Below are 16467 nucleotides of genomic sequence, written 5' to 3' on the forward strand. Positions count from 1 at the left end.
CGCAGCGCAGCGCGCCGCCCCCGGCCTTCGCCGTACAATGCCGCGCGTATGCCCGCCCTGATCCTGCTGACCTCCTACCTGCTGGGTTCGCTGGTGTCGGGCGTGCTGTACTCGCGCGCGCGCGGCGCGGACATCCGCGGACGCGACCTGCCCGGCGCGAGCGGCACGTACCGGCAGTACGGCGCGGCCGCCGCCGCCCTGGTGACGGGCGGGGACCTGCTGCGCGGCGCGCTGGCCGCCCTGCTGGCCCAGTGGGCCGCGCCGGACCTGGGCTGGCTGGCGGCGCTGGGCGTGGTGCTGGGCCACTGCTACCCGGTGTTCTTCCGCTTCCGGGGCGGGGCGGGCATCGTGCCGCTGATCGGCGTGCTGCTGGTCACGGCGCCCCTGACGCTGCTGCTGACGCTGGGCGTGGCGGCGCTGGTGATTCCCGCGTACCGCGCCTGGGGGCAGCGCCGGGTGGGACTGAACGCGGTGCCGTTCGCGGCGGCGGTGGCCGTGCCGCTGGGCATGCTGTTCGCCGCGCGGTACGGGGGCCTGCCGGAACTGCTGGCGGGCGGGGCGGTCATGGCGGCCCGCAGCCTGCACCTGCTGCGGCGCGGAGGCGCGGCGTGACGCGCCCCATCCGGCGGCCCGCCGGGCCGTTGCTGGCGCGGGGCGCGGCGCTGCTGGCGTCGGGCCTGCTGACGCTGGCCCAGGCCGGCGCCGTCCTGGAGGACCGCACCCTGCGCGCCGAGGACGGCCCCCGCCTGCTGTGGTCGCGGACCTTGCCGCCCGGCCTGGGCAACCTGACCGGTCCGCTGGAGGTCGGCGCGACCGTGTACCTGGGCGTCGGGCCGGTCGTGTACGCCTTCGGGCCGGGCGGCGCGGTGCAGGGCCGCGCGGACCTGCCGGGACCCGTCACGTCCCTGGACGCCTCCGGGGGCGTGGTGCGCGTCACCACGCAGCTCGGCAGCGTGAACGAACGCTTCACGCTGGACAGCGCCGGCGGCCTGCTCAGCGTGCAGGAACGCGTGGTCTTCCCACCGGACCCGGACGTGACCGGCTGGCTGGCCCGCGCCGCCGACAGCGTGCCGCCCGCCGACCTGGAACGCGCGGCCGCGCAGGACCCCCTCAATCCCTTCCTGGCGTTGCGGCAGGCGCAGGCGGCGCGCGGCGACGACTACGCCGCCCTGAGCGCCGTGCGCCGCGCCCTGAACGTCAGCATGCCGTTCCCGGCCTGGGTGCAGCTGGCCGCCCGCCTGGACGGCGCGGGCTTCCCGTCGGCGGCGGACCTGGCGCTCGACCGGGCCCGCCGGGACGCCGCCGCGCGCGGCCTGGACCCGGACGTGCCGATCTCGCGCGCGGCGCTGGGCGCGTACGGCAATCCCAGCGGGTACGTGGGCACGCTGCTCGAACAGAACCGTCTGGCGCGGGCCGCCACCTGGATGACGTACCTGCGGGACCTGCACCCCCGCTTTCAGGGCGGCGCGGCGCTGTACACCCGCTACGCCCGCATCCTGGACGAGCAGGGCCGCGAGGGCGAGGCCGAGGAGTGGCGGCAGTTCACGCGGTCCCTGAGCAGCGGCACCCTGTACAACCTGGGACCCGAGGGCCTGGACCGCGTGCGGGGCGCGGGGCGACTGGCGGCGCTGGCGCTGCTGCTGACCCTGACGGCCGCGCTGCTGACCCTCGCGGCGCGCGCGTGGTCCGCGCAGTGGGAGGACACCCGCGCGCTGGGCGGCCGCTACCGCTCGTGGGTGCGTCACCCGCTGTCCCGCGCCCGGCGGGTGTTCGTGGGGTACACCTCGCCCAGCGAACGCCTGATGCTGACGCTGCTGGGCGCGGCGCTGCTGGGCACGCTGGGCGGCCTGCACTGGGCGGCGCACGCCGGCGCGGCCCAGCAGTCCCCGGCCCTGAGCGGCGGCACGTACGGGGGCGGGTGGGGCAACGCGCAACTGGCGGACCTGACCCTGCGGCCGGGACCGGACGCGGCGCTGCTGACCGGGCTGGCCGCGCAGCTCGACGGGCAGGACGGCCTCGCGCGGAGCCTGTACACCCGCGCGCTGCCGGACGCCTGCGCCCGCAACAACCTGGGTGTGATCGCGCAGGCGCGCGGCGACGAACCGCAGGCGCGCGACCTGTACCGCGCCGCCCTGTCGACCCGCCCGGACCTGAGCGCGGCGGCGTTCAACCTGGGCCTGAACCCCGGCGCGGCGTCCCTGGAGTTCCAGCGGACCAACCGGCCCGGCGAGCCGCGCCTGTGCTACCCGGACCAGCGCAGCGTGACGCGGGCCGTGACCGGCGACCTGAGCGTGACGCTGCGCGCCGCGCTGTCCAGCCCGGCGGCGCTGCTCACGGACCCGGCGGTGGGGCGGCGGGTGGCGCTGGGCCTGCTGGGGTCGGCGGTCCTGACCGGGCTGCTGGCACTGTCGCTGCTGTTGCCGCGCACGCCGCTGCCGCCGCGCCTGTCGCGCCCGGCGGGGTTCCGGCTGCTGGCGCTGGCGCTGCCCGGTTCGTCGCTGATCGACAGTCCGTGGGGCGGGATCCTGCTGCTCGCCTGGGGCGGCGCGGTGGCCGGACTGGCGCCCGCGACCGGCCTGACCGGGTTCCCGACCCTGCCGGAGTTGACGCGCGGCGGCGCGCAGGCGGCCCTGACGGGCCTGCTGGTGTTCACGTACGTCGTGAACACCCTGGCGTTCGTGGCAGCCGAGGTGCGGCACGCGCGCCGGCTGCGGCGGGACGTGGCCGACACGGGCCGCAGCTGACACGGACTTCGATTGAACCGGGCCGCGCGGGGCGCCTGCATCCGGTCGTACAGCCGGGCGCGCGCGGGCCTGTTAGGGTGCGCGCATGAAGCTGGTGGTGGGTGTTTCCGGTGGAAGCGGCATTCCGTACGCGCACGCGGTCCTGCGCGCCCTGCACGACCTGAACGTGGAGTCGCACCTGATCGTGTCCAGCGGCGCCAAGCGGGTCATGACGGCCGAGGGGAGCGGGCCGCAGCTGCCGGACCTGACGGCGCTGGCCCGGCACGTGCATGACGACCGGGATCTCGCGGCGGGCGTGGCGAGCGGGTCGTTCCGCACGGACGGCATGCTGATCGTTCCGTGCAGCGCGGGCACGCTGGCGAAGGTCGCGCACGGCTTTGCCGACAACCTGCTGGCGCGCGCGGCGCACGTGACCCTCAAGGAACGCCGGCCGCTGGTGCTGGTGCTGCGCGAGGACCCGCTGCCGCGCCCGGCGCTGCTGAACATGCTCGCCGCGCACGACGCGGGCGCGACCGTCATGACCGCCAGCGCGGGCTTCTACCACGCGCCGCGCAGCGTGGACGAGCTGCTGCACTTCGTGACGGCGCGGGTCCTCGATCAGTTCGGGCTGGACGTGCCGGGCTTCCAGCGCTGGCGGGAGGACGGAGCGTGATACGGATTCCGTTTGTTTCGCCGACAATCCGGAACCGCACCGGATTGCCGGCTCCACGTCCGGAACCCGTTCTTCTCCTTCTCTGCGGGGCAGCTCTACGAGTCGCATCCGCTCGGATTGAACGGGCTTTGCAGCCCATTCAATCGGAGTCCGTATGAGGGGGAAGCCCGTGAAGGTCGCGGCGCTGATCCCGGCGGCCGGGTCCGGCACGCGCCTGGGCCTGGGTCCCAAGGCGTTCGTGCCGGTCGAGGGGCGCACGCTGCTGGGCCGCTCGGCCGCCGCGCTCGCCCCGCACGTGCACGAGGTCCTGATCGCGCTGCCGGCCGGGCTGACCCTGCCGGACGACGTGCCGGGCCGCGCGGTGGTGGGCGGCGACACCCGGCAGGCGAGCGTGCTGGCGTTGCTGCGCGCCACGGACGCCGACGTGGTGCTGATTCACGACGCCGCGCGGCCCTTCCTGCCCTCGCGCGTGATCCGTGACCTGCTGGCCGCCGTGCAGGACACGGGGGCGGCGACCGCCGCGATGCCCGTGGCCGACACGCTGGTGCGCGCCGACCCGGCGGGCGACTGGGGAACCCTGACGCCCCGCGAGGGCCTGTGGGCCGTGCAGACCCCGCAGGCCTTCCGCCGCGCGGCCCTGATCGCCGCGCACGAGGCGGCGCTGGCCGACGGTCACGCCGCCACCGACGACGCCGGCCTGATCGCCCGCGCGGGGCAGCCGGTGGCGCTGGTGCCGGGCGACGCGCGGCTGCTGAAGGTCACGACGCCCGGCGACCTGCTGATCGCGCAGGCCCTGGCCCGCGTGTGGGATGCTGGGGCGTCATGAGCCACGCTCCCGCCGACCCCGCCCCCCACGTCACGTACTTCGCGCCGGCGAAGGTGAACCTGGGCCTGAGTGTCCGTGACCTGCGCGCCGACGGGTACCACGAACTGCACTCGCTGATGGTCCCGCTGAACGTCGGGGACGACCTGGACATCGCCCCGGCCGGCACGCTGAGCCTGCGCGTGCAGGGCGCGGACCTGCCGGCCGACGAGGGCAACCTGGTGTTCCGCGCCGCCCGCGCGTACCTGGACGCCGCCGGAGTGGACGGCGGGGCGGCCATCACGCTGCACAAGCGCCTGCCGCTGGCGTCCGGGCTGGGGGGCGGCAGCAGCGACGCCGCGACCACCCTGATGGCCCTGGCGCGGCTGTACCCGGCGCGCGTGGACCTGCCGGGGCTGGCCCTGACACTCGGCGCGGACGTGCCGTTCTTCCTGCTGGGCCGCGCAGCCGTGGCGTCCGGTGTGGGCGAGATCCTGGCGCCGCTGCCGGTGCCGCCCGTGTCGCTGGTGCTGGTGAATCCCGGTGTGGAGGTCAGCGCCCGCGACGCCTACGCCTGGCTGGACGCCGAGGAGGCCTTCACGCCCGCGCTGGACGTCGAGGCGATCCTGGCCGCCCTGACGAACGGCCGCCCCGTTCCGTACCTGAACGCCCTGCAGGGCCCGGTCGCCGCGCGCCACGCGCCCATCCGCGAGGCGCTGGGGGCGCTGGAGGCGGCCGGGCTGCACTCGCCCCTGATGAGCGGTTCGGGCAGCACCTGCCTGGGACTGGCCCGCGACGACGCCCACGCGCACGACGCCGCGCAGACCCTGGCCCGGCAGTTCCCGCACTGGTGGGTGCAGGCCACCCGCACGCTGTAACGCCGGAGTGCGCGGCCGGGACGTGAGGCGCAGGGGCCTCTCCCCTACCCCCGGCCGCCCGCCGCCTTCCCGGTCGGGGCGCGGTGGCGCAGCAGGTCGTACAGCAGGGCGCCCAGGAACACGGCGGCGCCCAGCCCGAACACGCCGGGCACGCCCGCCAGTTGCCACGCCACGCCGCCCAGGACGGGACCGGCGGCGTAACCGAGCGCCTCGACGGCCATGACGGTCCCCCACGCGGCGGCCCGCTGCCCTTCCGGGAGGGTCCGGGCGACCAGACCGTTCCAGCCGGTGATGAACGCTCCGTACCCGGCGCCCAGCAGCGCGCCCAGCAGCGCGCCCAGCAGCGGCAGCAGGGTGGTCACGCCGGGCGCGGCGGCCAGCGCGAAGGTGCCGGCCAGCAGCAGCAGGCCCGGCAGCAGCGCGCGGCGCGGGTCGCCCCGGTCGGCGCGGCGGCCGATCAGCCACACGCTCAGGCCGAAGGTGGTCAGGGCGACCGCACCGCCCGGCAGCAGGTCGCGCACGGTCAGGTCCAGGCGGTCGAGCAGCGGGTACAGGACGGTGCTCAGCAGGGCCGGGGCGAGCGTCTGCACGAACGCGGCGGGCAGCAGGCCCGCGACGGGCCGCCAGTCGCGCCACAGCGGCGCGGTCCGCTCCGGGGCGGGCAGCCGCACCCGCAGCAGGCTCAGGGCCAGCAGCGCCGTCAGGAGTTGCGTGACCAGCAGCGCCGTCCAGGTCAGGTCCGGCCAGCCTTTCATGAGCGGCCCGACCACCAGCGCGCCGGTCAGGATGGCGGGCGCCACGCTCAGGTTGCTGACGGTCAGGGCGCGGGCGGTGCGGCCCGGCACGGCCAGCGCCTGCGAGGCGCTCATGACGCCCGGCCACAGCGCCGCGTACCCCACGCCCCACGCGGCGCATACCAGCACGCCGCTCAGGGCGTGCGGGGCGTGGCGGGCCAGCAGCAGCGCCGCGAGGCCCAGCAGCGGGCCGGGCAGCAGTGCGGCGCCCAGGCCCCAGCGGCCGATCAGCAGCCCGGCCGGTCCCTTGGCGAGCGCGTCCGCCAGGTAGTGCGCGCCGGCCATCGCGCCGATCGCGGCGGCGCTCAGCGGCAGCGCCGGGCCACTGACCGGCAGGGCCGACACGAAGAACCCGGTGCGGACAGTCTCACACAGGGTCAGCAGCGTCAGGAGCCGCAGCATGGTCAGGGGCCGCAGCCACAACACAGCGCCGATTGTACGGCCCGCCGGCCGGCCACCCCCCCAGGTGGGGGCAGCGGGGGTCTGAAGGTCGCGGGTGGTAAGTGACCCGTAAGGACGCCGGCCGTACGGTGCCGGTCAGAGCCCCGGACGTCCGGCCCGGCGCCTGTTCCCACCCGATCCTTTCACCGATCCGGCTGTCCTGAACGCTGCCGGCGTTCACGTCCGGCCCTCAGGAGTGCGCCCATGACCCTTCACGATCCCGTGCTCAGCCTTCACGCGGCGCTGCTGACGCCGACCACGTCCTTTCCGGCGCTGCTGCACGAACCCGAACGGCACACCCTGCCGGACGGGGAACTGCTGGTGTTCCGGTTCTCGAACGGGTACGGCGCGGCCGTCACCTGCCCGGCCAGACCGGACGCCCGACTGGATTTCTGCGTGCTGGACTGCACGTTGCCGGTACCGCAGCCGTGTTTCGACACGCCGGTCAGCGGGCAGTTCCTGAGCGGCCTGACCCACGCCGGCACCCAGGGGCTGCTGATGCTGACCGAGCGCCTGCCGGTCCACCCGCGCCGCGCCGCCGCGAACGCCGCCCTGCTGCACGAAGAATTCTGACCCGGCGGGCCGCTGAGCCCGGCCCTGATACCAACCCGCCCCGGCCGTTCCGGGAGCGGGTTTCTGCACGTCGCGGCGGCAGGGCCGGGCGCTATGCTTCACGGATCAGAGGCAGACAGAGCAGGCAGCAGACACCGCCCCGGCACGGGCGCGGGTGTCAGGGGAGCGCAACGTGAGGCACAGACGGCAGGCGGCGGGCGGCGTGAGGAAACGGTCAGGGTGGGCGGTCGCGGGGCGCGCGGCACTGGGAGTGACGGGCGCGCTGCTGCTCGCGCTGGGCGGCGCGGGCGCGTGGCTGCACCTGTCGGCGCAGGGGCAGCACGCCGGGAGCGCAGCGGCGGGTGGGCTGGGCGGCGCGGTGACGGTCACGCGGGACGCCTGGGGCGTGCCTCACATCCGCGCGAACACCGACGCGGACGCGGTGTTCGCGCTGGGTTTCGCGCACTGGCAGGACCGGGCGTGGCAGATGGACTTCCAGCGGCGCGTGGCGCAGGGCCGACTGGCCGAGGTGCTGGGCGGGGCGGCGCTGCCGCAGGACCGGTTCCTGCGCACCTGGGGCTTCGAGCGGGCCGCCCAGGCGTCTCTGCCGGCGCTGTCGGCGCAGTCGCGCGCGCTGATCCGGGCGTACACGGCGGGCGTGAACGCCGCGCAGGCGCAGGGGCGGACCGCACTGGAGTTCCGGATTCTGGGCTACACGCCCGAACCCTGGCGCGAGGTGGACAGCGTGTCCTGGAGCAAGCTGATGGCCTTCGATCTGGGCGGCAACTACGAGGAGGAGGTGCTGGGCGCGCAGGTCGTGCGCCGGCTGGGCGCGGACGGACTGGATCAGGTGACGGCGCCCTACCCGGACGGCGCGCCGACCGTCCTGAGTGCCGACGAGCTGAGCGGCGCGGCGCAGTCCCTGACCGGCGCGGCCAGGACGGGAAAGGCGGTGGGCCGATCAGTGGCGGCAGGCCGGGCCGCCGCGCCCACGGCGCTGCCGCAGGCGACCGTGACCGCGCTGCGCGCGCACCTGCAGGCGGCGCGGACGCTGGGCCTGCAGGCCGTGCCGGGCAAGGGCAGCAACAACTGGGTGATCGCCGGGACCCGCGCGGCCAGCGGGAAACCGATCCTGGCGGACGACCCGCACCTCGCGCTGACCGCGCCGATGCTGTGGTACCTCGCGGACCTGCAGGGTGACCGCCTGAAGGCCATCGGGGCGAGCATTCCGGGCCTGCCGGCCATCGTGATCGGCCGCAACGAGCGGGTCGCGTGGGGCGTGACGAACGTCAACCCGGACGTGCAGGACCTGTACATCGAACCCGAGGGCGCGCCGCTGACCAGCCGCCGCGAGGTCATCCGGGTCAAGGGCGCGCCCGACGTGATCCTCACGGTGCGCAGCAGCCGGCACGGGCCGATCATCAGCGACGCCGGGGCGGGCGCGGTCGGGCCGCGCGTCGCGCTGAAATGGACTGCCCTTCAGGACGGCGACACGACCATGGACGCCTTCCTGGGCCTGAACTACGCGCGCAACTGGGCGGACTTCACGGGCGCGCTGCGGTCCTACGTGGCCCCCAGCCAGAGTTTCGTGTACGCCGACGTGGACGGCAACACCGGCTACTACGCGCCGGGCCGCATTCCCGTCCGGCGCGGCTGGGACGGCAGCCTGCCGGTCAGCGGGGACGGGTCGCGCGAGTGGCAGGGCTTCGTGCCGTTCGAGCAGCTGCCGCACACCTTCAACCCCGCCGACGGATTGATCGTCACCGCGAACAACCGGGTCGTGCCGGACAGCTACCCGCACGCGCTGGGCAACGACCGCAACTGGGCGGAACCGTACCGCGCCCGGCGGATCACGGACCTGCTGGAGGGCGGCCGCACCCTGACGGTCGCGGACGTGCGGCGCGTGCAGCTCGACACCCTGAGTCTGGTGTGGGCGGACCTGCGCGGGCCGCTCCTCGCCACCCGGCCCGGCAGCGACCGCGCCCGGCAGGCCCTGGAGCGGCTGCGCGGCTGGGACGGCCGGCAGACGACCGACAGCGTGCCGTCCACCCTGTTCGAGGCGTGGCTGATGCAACTGCAAAGGATGGCCCGCGACGAGCTGGGCAACGACGCGGTCATGAACAGCCTCTCGGTCCTGAACCAGCTGCGCGGGAACGGCGAACTGTGCGCCGTGAACGGCGCCGGCGACTGCGCCGCCCTGCTGACCCGCACGCTGGACGCCGCCCTGACCGACCTGGAAGGCCGCCTGGGACCCGACCTGAACCGCTGGACGTACGGGCGGCTGCACACCGTCGCCAGCCACCACCGCGCCTTCGGGAAGGTCGGCGCGCTGGCGTGGCTGTTCAACCACGAGGCCCCCACGCCCGGCGGAACGAACACCGTGAACGTCGCCCGGCCCGAACACGGCACGTACCGACAGACGCACGGCGCCAGCTACCGCCAGATCGTGGACCTCGCCGACCCCGACCGCAGCCTGTACATCGGCAGCCTGGGCCAGGAAGGACACCCGCTGGCGCGGCACACGGCCGACCAGCAGGGCCGCTGGATCGCCGGGGAGTACCTGCCCATGAGCACCGACCCCGCCGACTGGGGCCGCACCCGGCAACTGACCCTCACGCCCCGCCCCTGAACGGGCGTCCACCGTGCATTCACACAGCCCGGTTCCCGGCCCGGCAACCCGGTACACTCCGGAACATGGCTGACCTTCACCGCGTGCGCGACGCCCTGCGCGCCAGCATGACCGCCTGGGCCACCCTGGACCTGCGCGGCGACCAGGCCCGCGTGGCCCTCGCCCCGGACCTCGACGTGCTCGCCCCGCAACTCGACCTGCTGGACCCCGCCTGGAGTCTCACCTGGGCCTGCGACAGCGTCAGCCCGCCCGTCGTGCGCGCCCGCCTGACCGTCCACGGCGTCGTGCGCGAGGGACTGGCCGCCGCGCACTCACTGCCGGACGCCAAACGCGCCGCGCTGGCCGACCTGGCCCGCACGTACGGCGTGCGGCCCACCAGCGACCCCGTCTGGGTCGAGTACGACCCGGAAGACGGCGCAAACACCACCGAACTGGAAACCGACACGCCCGCCCCCACCGAGGCCCCGGAACGCCCCCTGCCGCCCGAACCGCCCCGCGACCCGCAGATGGAAAAGGCCCGGCGGCACATCGAGGACCTGCTCGAACAGCTGAAAGTCGCCGGGCGCGGCGGAGAGGCCGCCCGCATCCTGATGCGCGGCTACGGCGAGACGCTCGAGGAGAGCCGCGCCATCTACAAGGAACTGCACGCCATCCTCAGGGGCTGACCGGCCCCATGACCGGCGCCGGAGCGGGAGGGCGGCGGGATCCCGTACACTGACAGCCGATGCGCAAGTTCCTGGCCTTCGGTGACGTGCACGCCGACTTCGACACCCTCTGGGCCGCCCTGCGCGCCGCCAGCTGCGCCGACGCGAACGGCCGGCCCACGCCACCCGTGCAGGCCGGGCTGTACCAGGTCGTCCTGATCGGCGACCTCGTGCATCCCAAGAACGAACGCGAGTACAGCCGCCTGACCGGCGTTCACCGCTTCGACCCGAAAAACCCCGACCATCTGTTCCTCGCCGCGCGCGAACAGGTCAAGCACCTCGAACAGCTGCGCGAGTACCAGCTGGCCGCGCCGCACGCCATCCACATCATCCTGGGCAACCACGACGACGCCGTCCTGAACACCAGTTTCGTGCTCGGCACCAGCGGCGGCCTTGTGCACACCGAATTCGACCCGGACCACGGCGGCATTCACCTGCCCGACCACCTGAAACACTGGATGCAGGGCTTCCCCCGGGAACTGAGGGTCGGCAGCGTGCAGTTCGCGCACGTCTCCCCGCTGCCCGCGCACACCCACTACGACGACCTGTTCTACGCCGACCGCAGCCCCAAGCGCTGGTTCCGCGACACGCCCGAGTACGTGCAGATGGCCGGCCTGAGCTTCGGCGTGTACGGCCACACCCAGATCGAGGACGGCATCCTGCTCGACGAGACGCACGGACTGGCCATGATCGACGCCCTGCACGGCCGCGAGTACCTGGAACTCATGCTGAACCCCGACCAGCCCGACCCCCTGATCAGCGTCCGCGCCGTTCCCTTCTGACCCGGCCCGCGCCCGGTTGACAACCGTGACAGCCGCCGCTATCCTTAACCCCGCTGCTTTTACAGCGGCGTACCAGCAGTCACATCCACTTGGTCCGGTAGTGTAGCGGTTAGCATATCTGCCTGTCACGCAGAAGGTCGCGGGTTCAAATCCCGTCCGGACCGCCAAGGAAGGCTAGGTAGCTCAGCTGGTAGAGCAAACGACTGAAAATCGTTGGGTCGCCGGTTCAAGTCCGGCCCTGGCCACCACCAAGAAAGCCCCCCACCCCGGCGGTGGGGGGTTTTCGTTGTGCCGTTCGGGCGGCGCGGCCCTAGGCAGCGGGGCGGCGGGCACGGATAATGCCCGGCGAGCCTGCCGCCCGCGGGGGCTCCCCCACCACTGGACGACCTGTGCTGTCGTCCCGGCCTGTCCGTACCAAGCGGCGGGACCGTCAGGGAGAGAACATGACGAACACTGTGAACACGCCGGCCACCGCCGGAGCCGACTGCGGCCCCCAGAACCCCGGTTTCGACCGCCGCTACGACGTGCAGGGCCTGGATGCCATCGACGTGGCGGTGCTGGGCACCTTCCCGCACGTGCGCGAGGACGACCCGGTGCGCTATCCGGGCGAGCCGATGCAGATCGAGATCGTGACGGACGAGTTCAGCCCGGTGTGCCCCTGGAGTGGCCTGCCGGACTTCGGCCGCCTGGAGATCCGGTACCTGCCGCGCGAGGCGTGCGTGGAACTGAAGAGCCTGAAGTACTACCTGACGAGCTACCGTTTCGTGGGGATCTACCACGAGCACGCGACGCGGCGGGTGCTGGCGGATCTGGTGAACCTGCTGAACCCCCTGAGCATGGAGATCCGCTGCGATTACGGGATGCGTGGCGGCCTGAACACGATCTGCACCGTGAAGTACGTGGCGCCCGACCATCAGCCCCAGGGGGCGTAAGCGGATGCCGTGGAAACTGAGTTCGGAATTCACGTTCGACTCCGCACACGTGATCACCGGCTACGACGGCCCGTGCGGGCGGCTACACGGGCACACGTACCGCGTCCGCATGGAACTCAGCAGTGACCGCCTGCGCCCGAGTGCCCATGTGAAGCGCGCCATCATGGTCGCGGACTTCAAGACCCTCAAATGGGCCAAGAAGGACGTCGACGCCGGCGGCCTGGACCACGCGTACCTGAACGACCTCCCGGACCTGGGCGACGACACCACCGCCGAGGTCATCGCCGCGTACATCCACCGCAAGACGATGGACCGCGTGCGCGCCGACCTGCCCGACGGGGACGACGGCGCCGACCTGCGCCTGCACGTGACGCTGTGGGAAACGCCCGACAGTTCCTGCGAGTACTGGGAGTGAGGCCGTGAAATACCCGGTGTACGAGCGCTTCTACACCTGGCAGGGCGAGGGAGTTCACCTGGGCCGCGCGGCGTACTTCATCCGGCTGTACGGCTGCCCGCAGGCCTGCCCGTGGTGCGACAGCGCCGGCACCTGGCACCGTGACTACCGCCCCGACGGCGTGACCCTGATGGGTGCCGATGAACTGGCCGAGGTGGTACGCGCCGAGAGCCCGGACGGCGCGGTCGTGGTGGTCACGGGGGGCGAGCCGATCCTGTTCGACCTGAACCCCCTGACGGACGCCCTGCACGCGCTGGGCCGCCGGGTTCACATCGAGACGAGCGGCATCGCACCGCTGCGCGGGGCGCTGGACTGGGTGACGCTGTCGCCCAAACCCTTCGGGCAGCCCCCGCTGCCAGAGGTCGTGGCGCGGGCGGACGAGGTGAAGATCATCGTCCACGAGCCCGGTGACATCCAGGCCGGGCTGGACACCCTGAGCGGTCTGCCGCAGGACGCGGTGATCTGGCTTCACCCGGAGTGGAGCCGGGCGCGCGAGCGGGACCTGGGGGTGCTGAACGCGATCACCCAGGCCGTCAAGGAGAACCCGCGCCTGCGGGCCGGTTACCAGATGCACAAGCTGTACCGCGCCGACGACCTCGACGCGCACAGCGACAAGCGCCTGATTCCCCTCGGCGGGAACGCGGCCCTGGGGTACTGAGCTTCTGGAGCCCTCTCCCGTGGGGAGAGGGTGGGGTGAGGGGTTCTTTTTCGGAGGTGGAGTATGACTGAGGGCATGAAGCGGGCGGTGGTGCTGCTGTCGGGTGGGCTGGATTCGAGCACGGTGCTGGGCATGGCAACGCGGGACGGGTACGCGTGTACGGCGTTGTCGTTCCGGTACGGGCAGCGGCATACGGTGGAGCTGGAGCGGGCGGCGACGGTCGCGGCGCATTTCGGGGCCGTGCACCGGGTGATCGACATCAACATCGGGTCGTTCGGGGGAAGTGCGCTGACGGACGAGTCGATGGTGGTGCCGACGGACGGGACGGAAGACGGCGTGATTCCGCCGACATACGTGCCGGGGCGCAACACGGTGTTCATCGCGGTGGGTCTGAGTCTCGCGGAGGCGATCGACGCCGAGCGGGTGTTCCTGGGGATCAACGCGGTGGATTACAGCGGGTACCCGGACTGCCGCCCGGAGTACCTGTCGGCGTATCAGACGCTGGCGGACCTGGCGACGAAGGCGGGCCTGGAGGGGCGCGGGGCGGTGCTGACGGCGCCGCTGGCGGAGATGACGAAGGCGGACATCGTGCGCGAGGCGCTGGCGGTGGGCGTGCCGATCGAGGTGACCTGGAGTTGCTATCAGGGGGGCGAGGAACCGTGCGGGGTGTGCGATTCGTGCCGCATCCGCGATAGGGCGCTGATCGAGGCGGGCCGCCCGGACCTTGCCACCCGCCACGCCCAGGCACAGCTGGCGTAATACACAGTCCCCCCATGCCGCCTCATCAGACAATCCGCGCACCGGGGTCTGTTTTAATGGCGGGCATGTCCGACCTCTCCCCTGCCTCCACCCCGCATGAGCCCACGCCCCGCGAGCTGGGCTTCAGCATGCCCGCCGAGTGGGCCGCGCACGCCGCCACCTGGATGAGCTGGCCCGCCGACGACGACCTGTGGTTCGGGCACCTGACGGGCGTGCGCGCCGAGTTCGCCGGGCTGGTGCGGACCATCGCGCGCTTCGAGCCGCTGCACCTGCTCGTGCGGGACGAGGAGAGCGAGGCCGACGCCCGCGCCCGCCTGGACGGCGCCAACGTCACCTACCACCGCGTGCCGCTGGACGACGTGTGGGTGCGCGACAACGGCCCGATCTTCGTGAAGCGTGACGGTGATCTGGCCCTGACCGACTGGCAGTTCAATTCGTGGGGCGGGAAGTTCAACTGGGACCACGACAACCTCGTGCCCGAGTACGTCGCCGGGCACCTGGGCACGCACCGCTGGGCGCAGCCGTTTGTGCTGGAGGGCGGCGGCCTGGAAGTGAACGGGCTGGGCGTGGGCCTGACCACCCGCTCGTGCTTCCTGACCGACACCCGCAACCCCGGCCTGACCGAGGAAGGATACGCGGCGCTGCTGAACGACACGCTGGGCGTGCGCAAGCTGCTGTGGCTGGACGGCGGCCTGGAGAACGACCACACCGACGGGCACATCGACACCATCACGCGCTTCACGGATGAGCGCACCATTGTCACCAGCGTCGAACCCAACCCCGAGGACCCCAACCACGCGGTCATGGCGAAGAACCTCGCGGACCTGCGCGCCATGACCGACCAGGACGGCCAGCCCTTCCGCATCGTGGAACTGCCCCTGCCCGCCACCTACCTGGAAGGCGCCGAGGGCCGCCTGCCGCCCACCTACGCGAACTTCTACATCGGGAACGGCTTCGTGGTCGTCCCGCAGTACGGCGACCCGAACGATGCCCGCGCCCTGGAGGTCCTGACGCCGCTGTTCCCCGGCCGCGAGGTGATCGGCCTGAGCAGCCGCGCGATCATCGAGGGGGGCGGCAGTTTCCACTGCGTCACGCAGCAGCAGCCCACCGGGACGCCCTGGCAGCAGCAGGGGTGACCCATGCCCTTCCAGCCGCTGCCGCAGGATCAGCCGATCTGCACCGTGGAATGCCCCGCGTGCGGGCACCGCTGGCTGGTCTATGAGCAGCAGCTGGGCCTGCTGGGCTCCTGCCCGGCCTGCGGCGCGGCCCGGCCCCGCTCCATGGGGGGTGTCGCGCCGGACAGCGGGCGGCAGGTGTCGTTCGGGAGTTTCCGCGACCTGCTGGATGAACCGCGCCTGCTGACCCTTATCGAGGAAACGCTGGGCCTGCGTCCGCTGGACGGCGCACGCTTCGTGGACGCCCAGGGCCGCGAGGTGCCGCTGGAGGACATCCATTTCACCCTCCAGGGGAACGCAGAGTGGCAGGCTCAGGTCTACAACTTCTACATGAACCACGTCCGCTGACCGCGCGTGCCAGAGTGACGGCGTGACTGACCTTGACCTGGGCGGCGGGTACGTGGCCCGCCCGATCTCGCTGGAGGCCTACCGGGAGGCGTGCGCGCGGCTGGAGGACCGGATCTTCGGCGGGAACTCGCTGTACGCCTTCGACCCGCCGGTGCGCCCGGCCCCGCCGGTCGGCGACTCTTGGAACTGGGGCGTGTACCACGGCGCGGAATTGATCGGCTGGCATCACGCGCACGCGCTGGACGGGCGGACGGTGTACATGGCCGACACGGGCCTGCTACCGGAGCATCAGGGGCGCGGGGTGTACTCGCGGTTGCTGCCGCACCTGCTGGCCGCCTTCCGCACAGCCGGGTTCACGCTGGTGCAGAGCCACCACCGCGCGACGAACAACGCCGTGATCGTCCCGAAGCTCCGCGCCGGGTTTCACCTTCAGGGCCTGAATGCCTACGAGGGCGGGGTGAATGCCGCGCTGACCCTCAGCCTGGATGGGACGTACGGGCAGGCGATGCACGTCCGCAGCGGCCTGCGCGCGCCATCAGGCGAGGCGGCGCGGCGACTGGGCGTCCCGGACGAAGCGCTGCCCGGTCTGGCCGACGCGCCCAGCCTCCCCCTCCCGGCAGACGCGGAGGCGGGCGTGGATCTGGGCGGCGGGTACACGCTGCACCGCGTGCCGACCGCCACGTACCGCGAGGTGTACGCGCAGCTGGAGGCCAGCGCCTACGAGACGGACTCGTTCGACTGGGGCGAGCGTAAACCCGCCCCCGCACCGCACGGCCCGCTGTGGAGCTGGCTGATCAGCCACGCGGGGCGGGTGGCCGGGTGGCAGGCCAGCCGCGCCTGGGACACCCGCACGGCGTACATGGTGAACACGGCGCTGCTGCCTGCCCACCGGGGGCGGGGCGTGTACACGCGGCTGCTGCCCGTGGTACTGGACGCCCTGCACGGCGAGGGCTACGCGCTGGTCCGCAGCCACCACCACCTGACGAACAACGCGGTGATCGTCCCGAAGCTCCGCGCGGGCTTCCGCTTTCAGGGCGTACAGATCAATGGACACGGCGTGATGGCCGTCCTGCTGCTCAGCTTCGATCCGGCGTACGCGGCGTACATGGACCGCCGCAGCGGCCTGACCCGCCTTTAGTCACAGCGGTTTTCAGGGGTGTCGA

Annotated in this window: 17 protein-coding genes and 2 tRNA genes; 18 read left to right on the plus strand and 1 reads right to left on the minus strand. The window is 73.0% G+C overall.

The annotated features are described in order from the left end of the window. Window positions 1–48 precede the first annotated feature (48 nt). The 5 genes from CBQ26_RS18720 (at window position 49) to CBQ26_RS18740 (ending at window position 5076) form a co-directional block, all read left to right on the plus strand. Entirely contained in the window at window positions 49–612 is a 564-nt protein-coding gene (locus CBQ26_RS18720; protein ID WP_088250142.1) for a glycerol-3-phosphate acyltransferase, read from the plus strand. Next, on the plus strand, window positions 609–2744 hold the full coding sequence (locus tag CBQ26_RS18725) for a hypothetical protein (RefSeq protein WP_229844346.1): 2136 nt from the start codon (window positions 609–611) through the stop codon (window positions 2742–2744). The genes CBQ26_RS18720 and CBQ26_RS18725 overlap by 4 nt, the downstream gene beginning before the upstream one ends. An 85-nt stretch (window positions 2745–2829) precedes the next feature. After that, window positions 2830–3396 carry a UbiX family flavin prenyltransferase gene (locus CBQ26_RS18730; RefSeq protein ID WP_088250143.1) on the plus strand — a complete coding sequence of 189 codons (567 nt, stop codon included), beginning with the start codon at window positions 2830–2832 and terminating at the stop codon, window positions 3394–3396. 154 nt (window positions 3397–3550) lie between these two features. Beyond that, the gene (gene ispD / locus CBQ26_RS18735; protein ID WP_088250144.1) at window positions 3551–4222 is read left to right on the plus strand and encodes a 2-C-methyl-D-erythritol 4-phosphate cytidylyltransferase; all 672 of its coding nucleotides are present in this window, start codon (window positions 3551–3553) and stop codon (window positions 4220–4222) included. Next, window positions 4219–5076 (plus strand): 4-(cytidine 5'-diphospho)-2-C-methyl-D-erythritol kinase, encoded by an 858-nt coding sequence (locus CBQ26_RS18740; RefSeq protein ID WP_088250145.1) that lies wholly within the window; start codon window positions 4219–4221, stop codon window positions 5074–5076. Before ispD ends, CBQ26_RS18740 begins: the two co-directional genes overlap by 4 nt. A 44-nt stretch (window positions 5077–5120) precedes the next feature. Here the strand turns inward: CBQ26_RS18740 and CBQ26_RS18745 are convergent, their stop codons facing one another. Continuing rightward, window positions 5121–6296: an MFS transporter gene (locus CBQ26_RS18745; RefSeq protein WP_088250146.1), complete on the minus strand. Its 1176-nt coding sequence runs from the start codon at window positions 6294–6296 to the stop codon at window positions 5121–5123. A 219-nt stretch (window positions 6297–6515) separates the two neighbouring features. Here CBQ26_RS18745 and CBQ26_RS18750 point away from each other — a divergent pair, with 219 nt between their 5' ends. From CBQ26_RS18750 to CBQ26_RS18810, 13 genes are all read left to right on the plus strand, one after another. Further along, window positions 6516–6884 (plus strand): hypothetical protein, encoded by a 369-nt coding sequence (locus CBQ26_RS18750; protein ID WP_088250147.1) that lies wholly within the window; start codon window positions 6516–6518, stop codon window positions 6882–6884. Window positions 6885–7086: 202 nt separating this feature from the next. Further along, window positions 7087–9492: a penicillin acylase family protein gene (locus tag CBQ26_RS18755; RefSeq protein WP_229844345.1), complete on the plus strand. Its 2406-nt coding sequence runs from the start codon at window positions 7087–7089 to the stop codon at window positions 9490–9492. Window positions 9493–9557: 65 nt separating this feature from the next. Continuing rightward, window positions 9558–10157: a single-stranded DNA-binding protein gene (locus tag CBQ26_RS18760; RefSeq protein ID WP_088250148.1), complete on the plus strand. Its 600-nt coding sequence runs from the start codon at window positions 9558–9560 to the stop codon at window positions 10155–10157. Between the two features lie 59 nt (window positions 10158–10216). Next, a complete protein-coding gene (locus CBQ26_RS18765) occupies window positions 10217–10978 on the plus strand; it encodes a metallophosphoesterase (RefSeq protein WP_088250149.1) in 762 nt (253 codons plus the stop codon). A 91-nt stretch (window positions 10979–11069) separates the two neighbouring features. Further along, window positions 11070–11145 (plus strand) — tRNA-Asp (locus CBQ26_RS18770). Between the two features lie 5 nt (window positions 11146–11150). Then, window positions 11151–11226 (plus strand) — tRNA-Phe (locus tag CBQ26_RS18775). 195 nt (window positions 11227–11421) lie between these two features. Further along, window positions 11422–11910, plus strand: coding sequence for a preQ(1) synthase (gene queF, locus CBQ26_RS18780; protein ID WP_088250150.1), 489 nt, complete (start codon window positions 11422–11424; stop codon window positions 11908–11910). Between the two features lie 4 nt (window positions 11911–11914). Then, window positions 11915–12325 carry a 6-pyruvoyl trahydropterin synthase family protein gene (locus tag CBQ26_RS18785; protein ID WP_088250151.1) on the plus strand — a complete coding sequence of 137 codons (411 nt, stop codon included), beginning with the start codon at window positions 11915–11917 and terminating at the stop codon, window positions 12323–12325. 4 nt (window positions 12326–12329) lie between these two features. Then, window positions 12330–13022: a 7-carboxy-7-deazaguanine synthase QueE gene (locus tag CBQ26_RS18790; RefSeq protein ID WP_088250152.1), complete on the plus strand. Its 693-nt coding sequence runs from the start codon at window positions 12330–12332 to the stop codon at window positions 13020–13022. Between the two features lie 63 nt (window positions 13023–13085). Beyond that, the gene (gene queC / locus CBQ26_RS18795; protein ID WP_088250153.1) at window positions 13086–13781 is read left to right on the plus strand and encodes a 7-cyano-7-deazaguanine synthase QueC; all 696 of its coding nucleotides are present in this window, start codon (window positions 13086–13088) and stop codon (window positions 13779–13781) included. Window positions 13782–13909: 128 nt separating this feature from the next. Further along, entirely contained in the window at window positions 13910–14917 is a 1008-nt protein-coding gene (locus CBQ26_RS18800; protein WP_373297211.1) for an agmatine deiminase family protein, read from the plus strand. Window positions 14918–14920: 3 nt separating this feature from the next. Then, window positions 14921–15304, plus strand: coding sequence for a hypothetical protein (locus tag CBQ26_RS18805; protein WP_088250155.1), 384 nt, complete (start codon window positions 14921–14923; stop codon window positions 15302–15304). Between the two features lie 22 nt (window positions 15305–15326). Next, window positions 15327–16442, plus strand: coding sequence for a GNAT family N-acetyltransferase (locus CBQ26_RS18810; RefSeq protein WP_088250156.1), 1116 nt, complete (start codon window positions 15327–15329; stop codon window positions 16440–16442). Window positions 16443–16467: the final 25 nt, after the last annotated feature.

The sequence above is a fragment of the Deinococcus indicus genome, from assembly GCF_002198095.1.
GTDB classification, from domain to species: Bacteria; Deinococcota; Deinococci; order Deinococcales; family Deinococcaceae; genus Deinococcus; species Deinococcus caeni.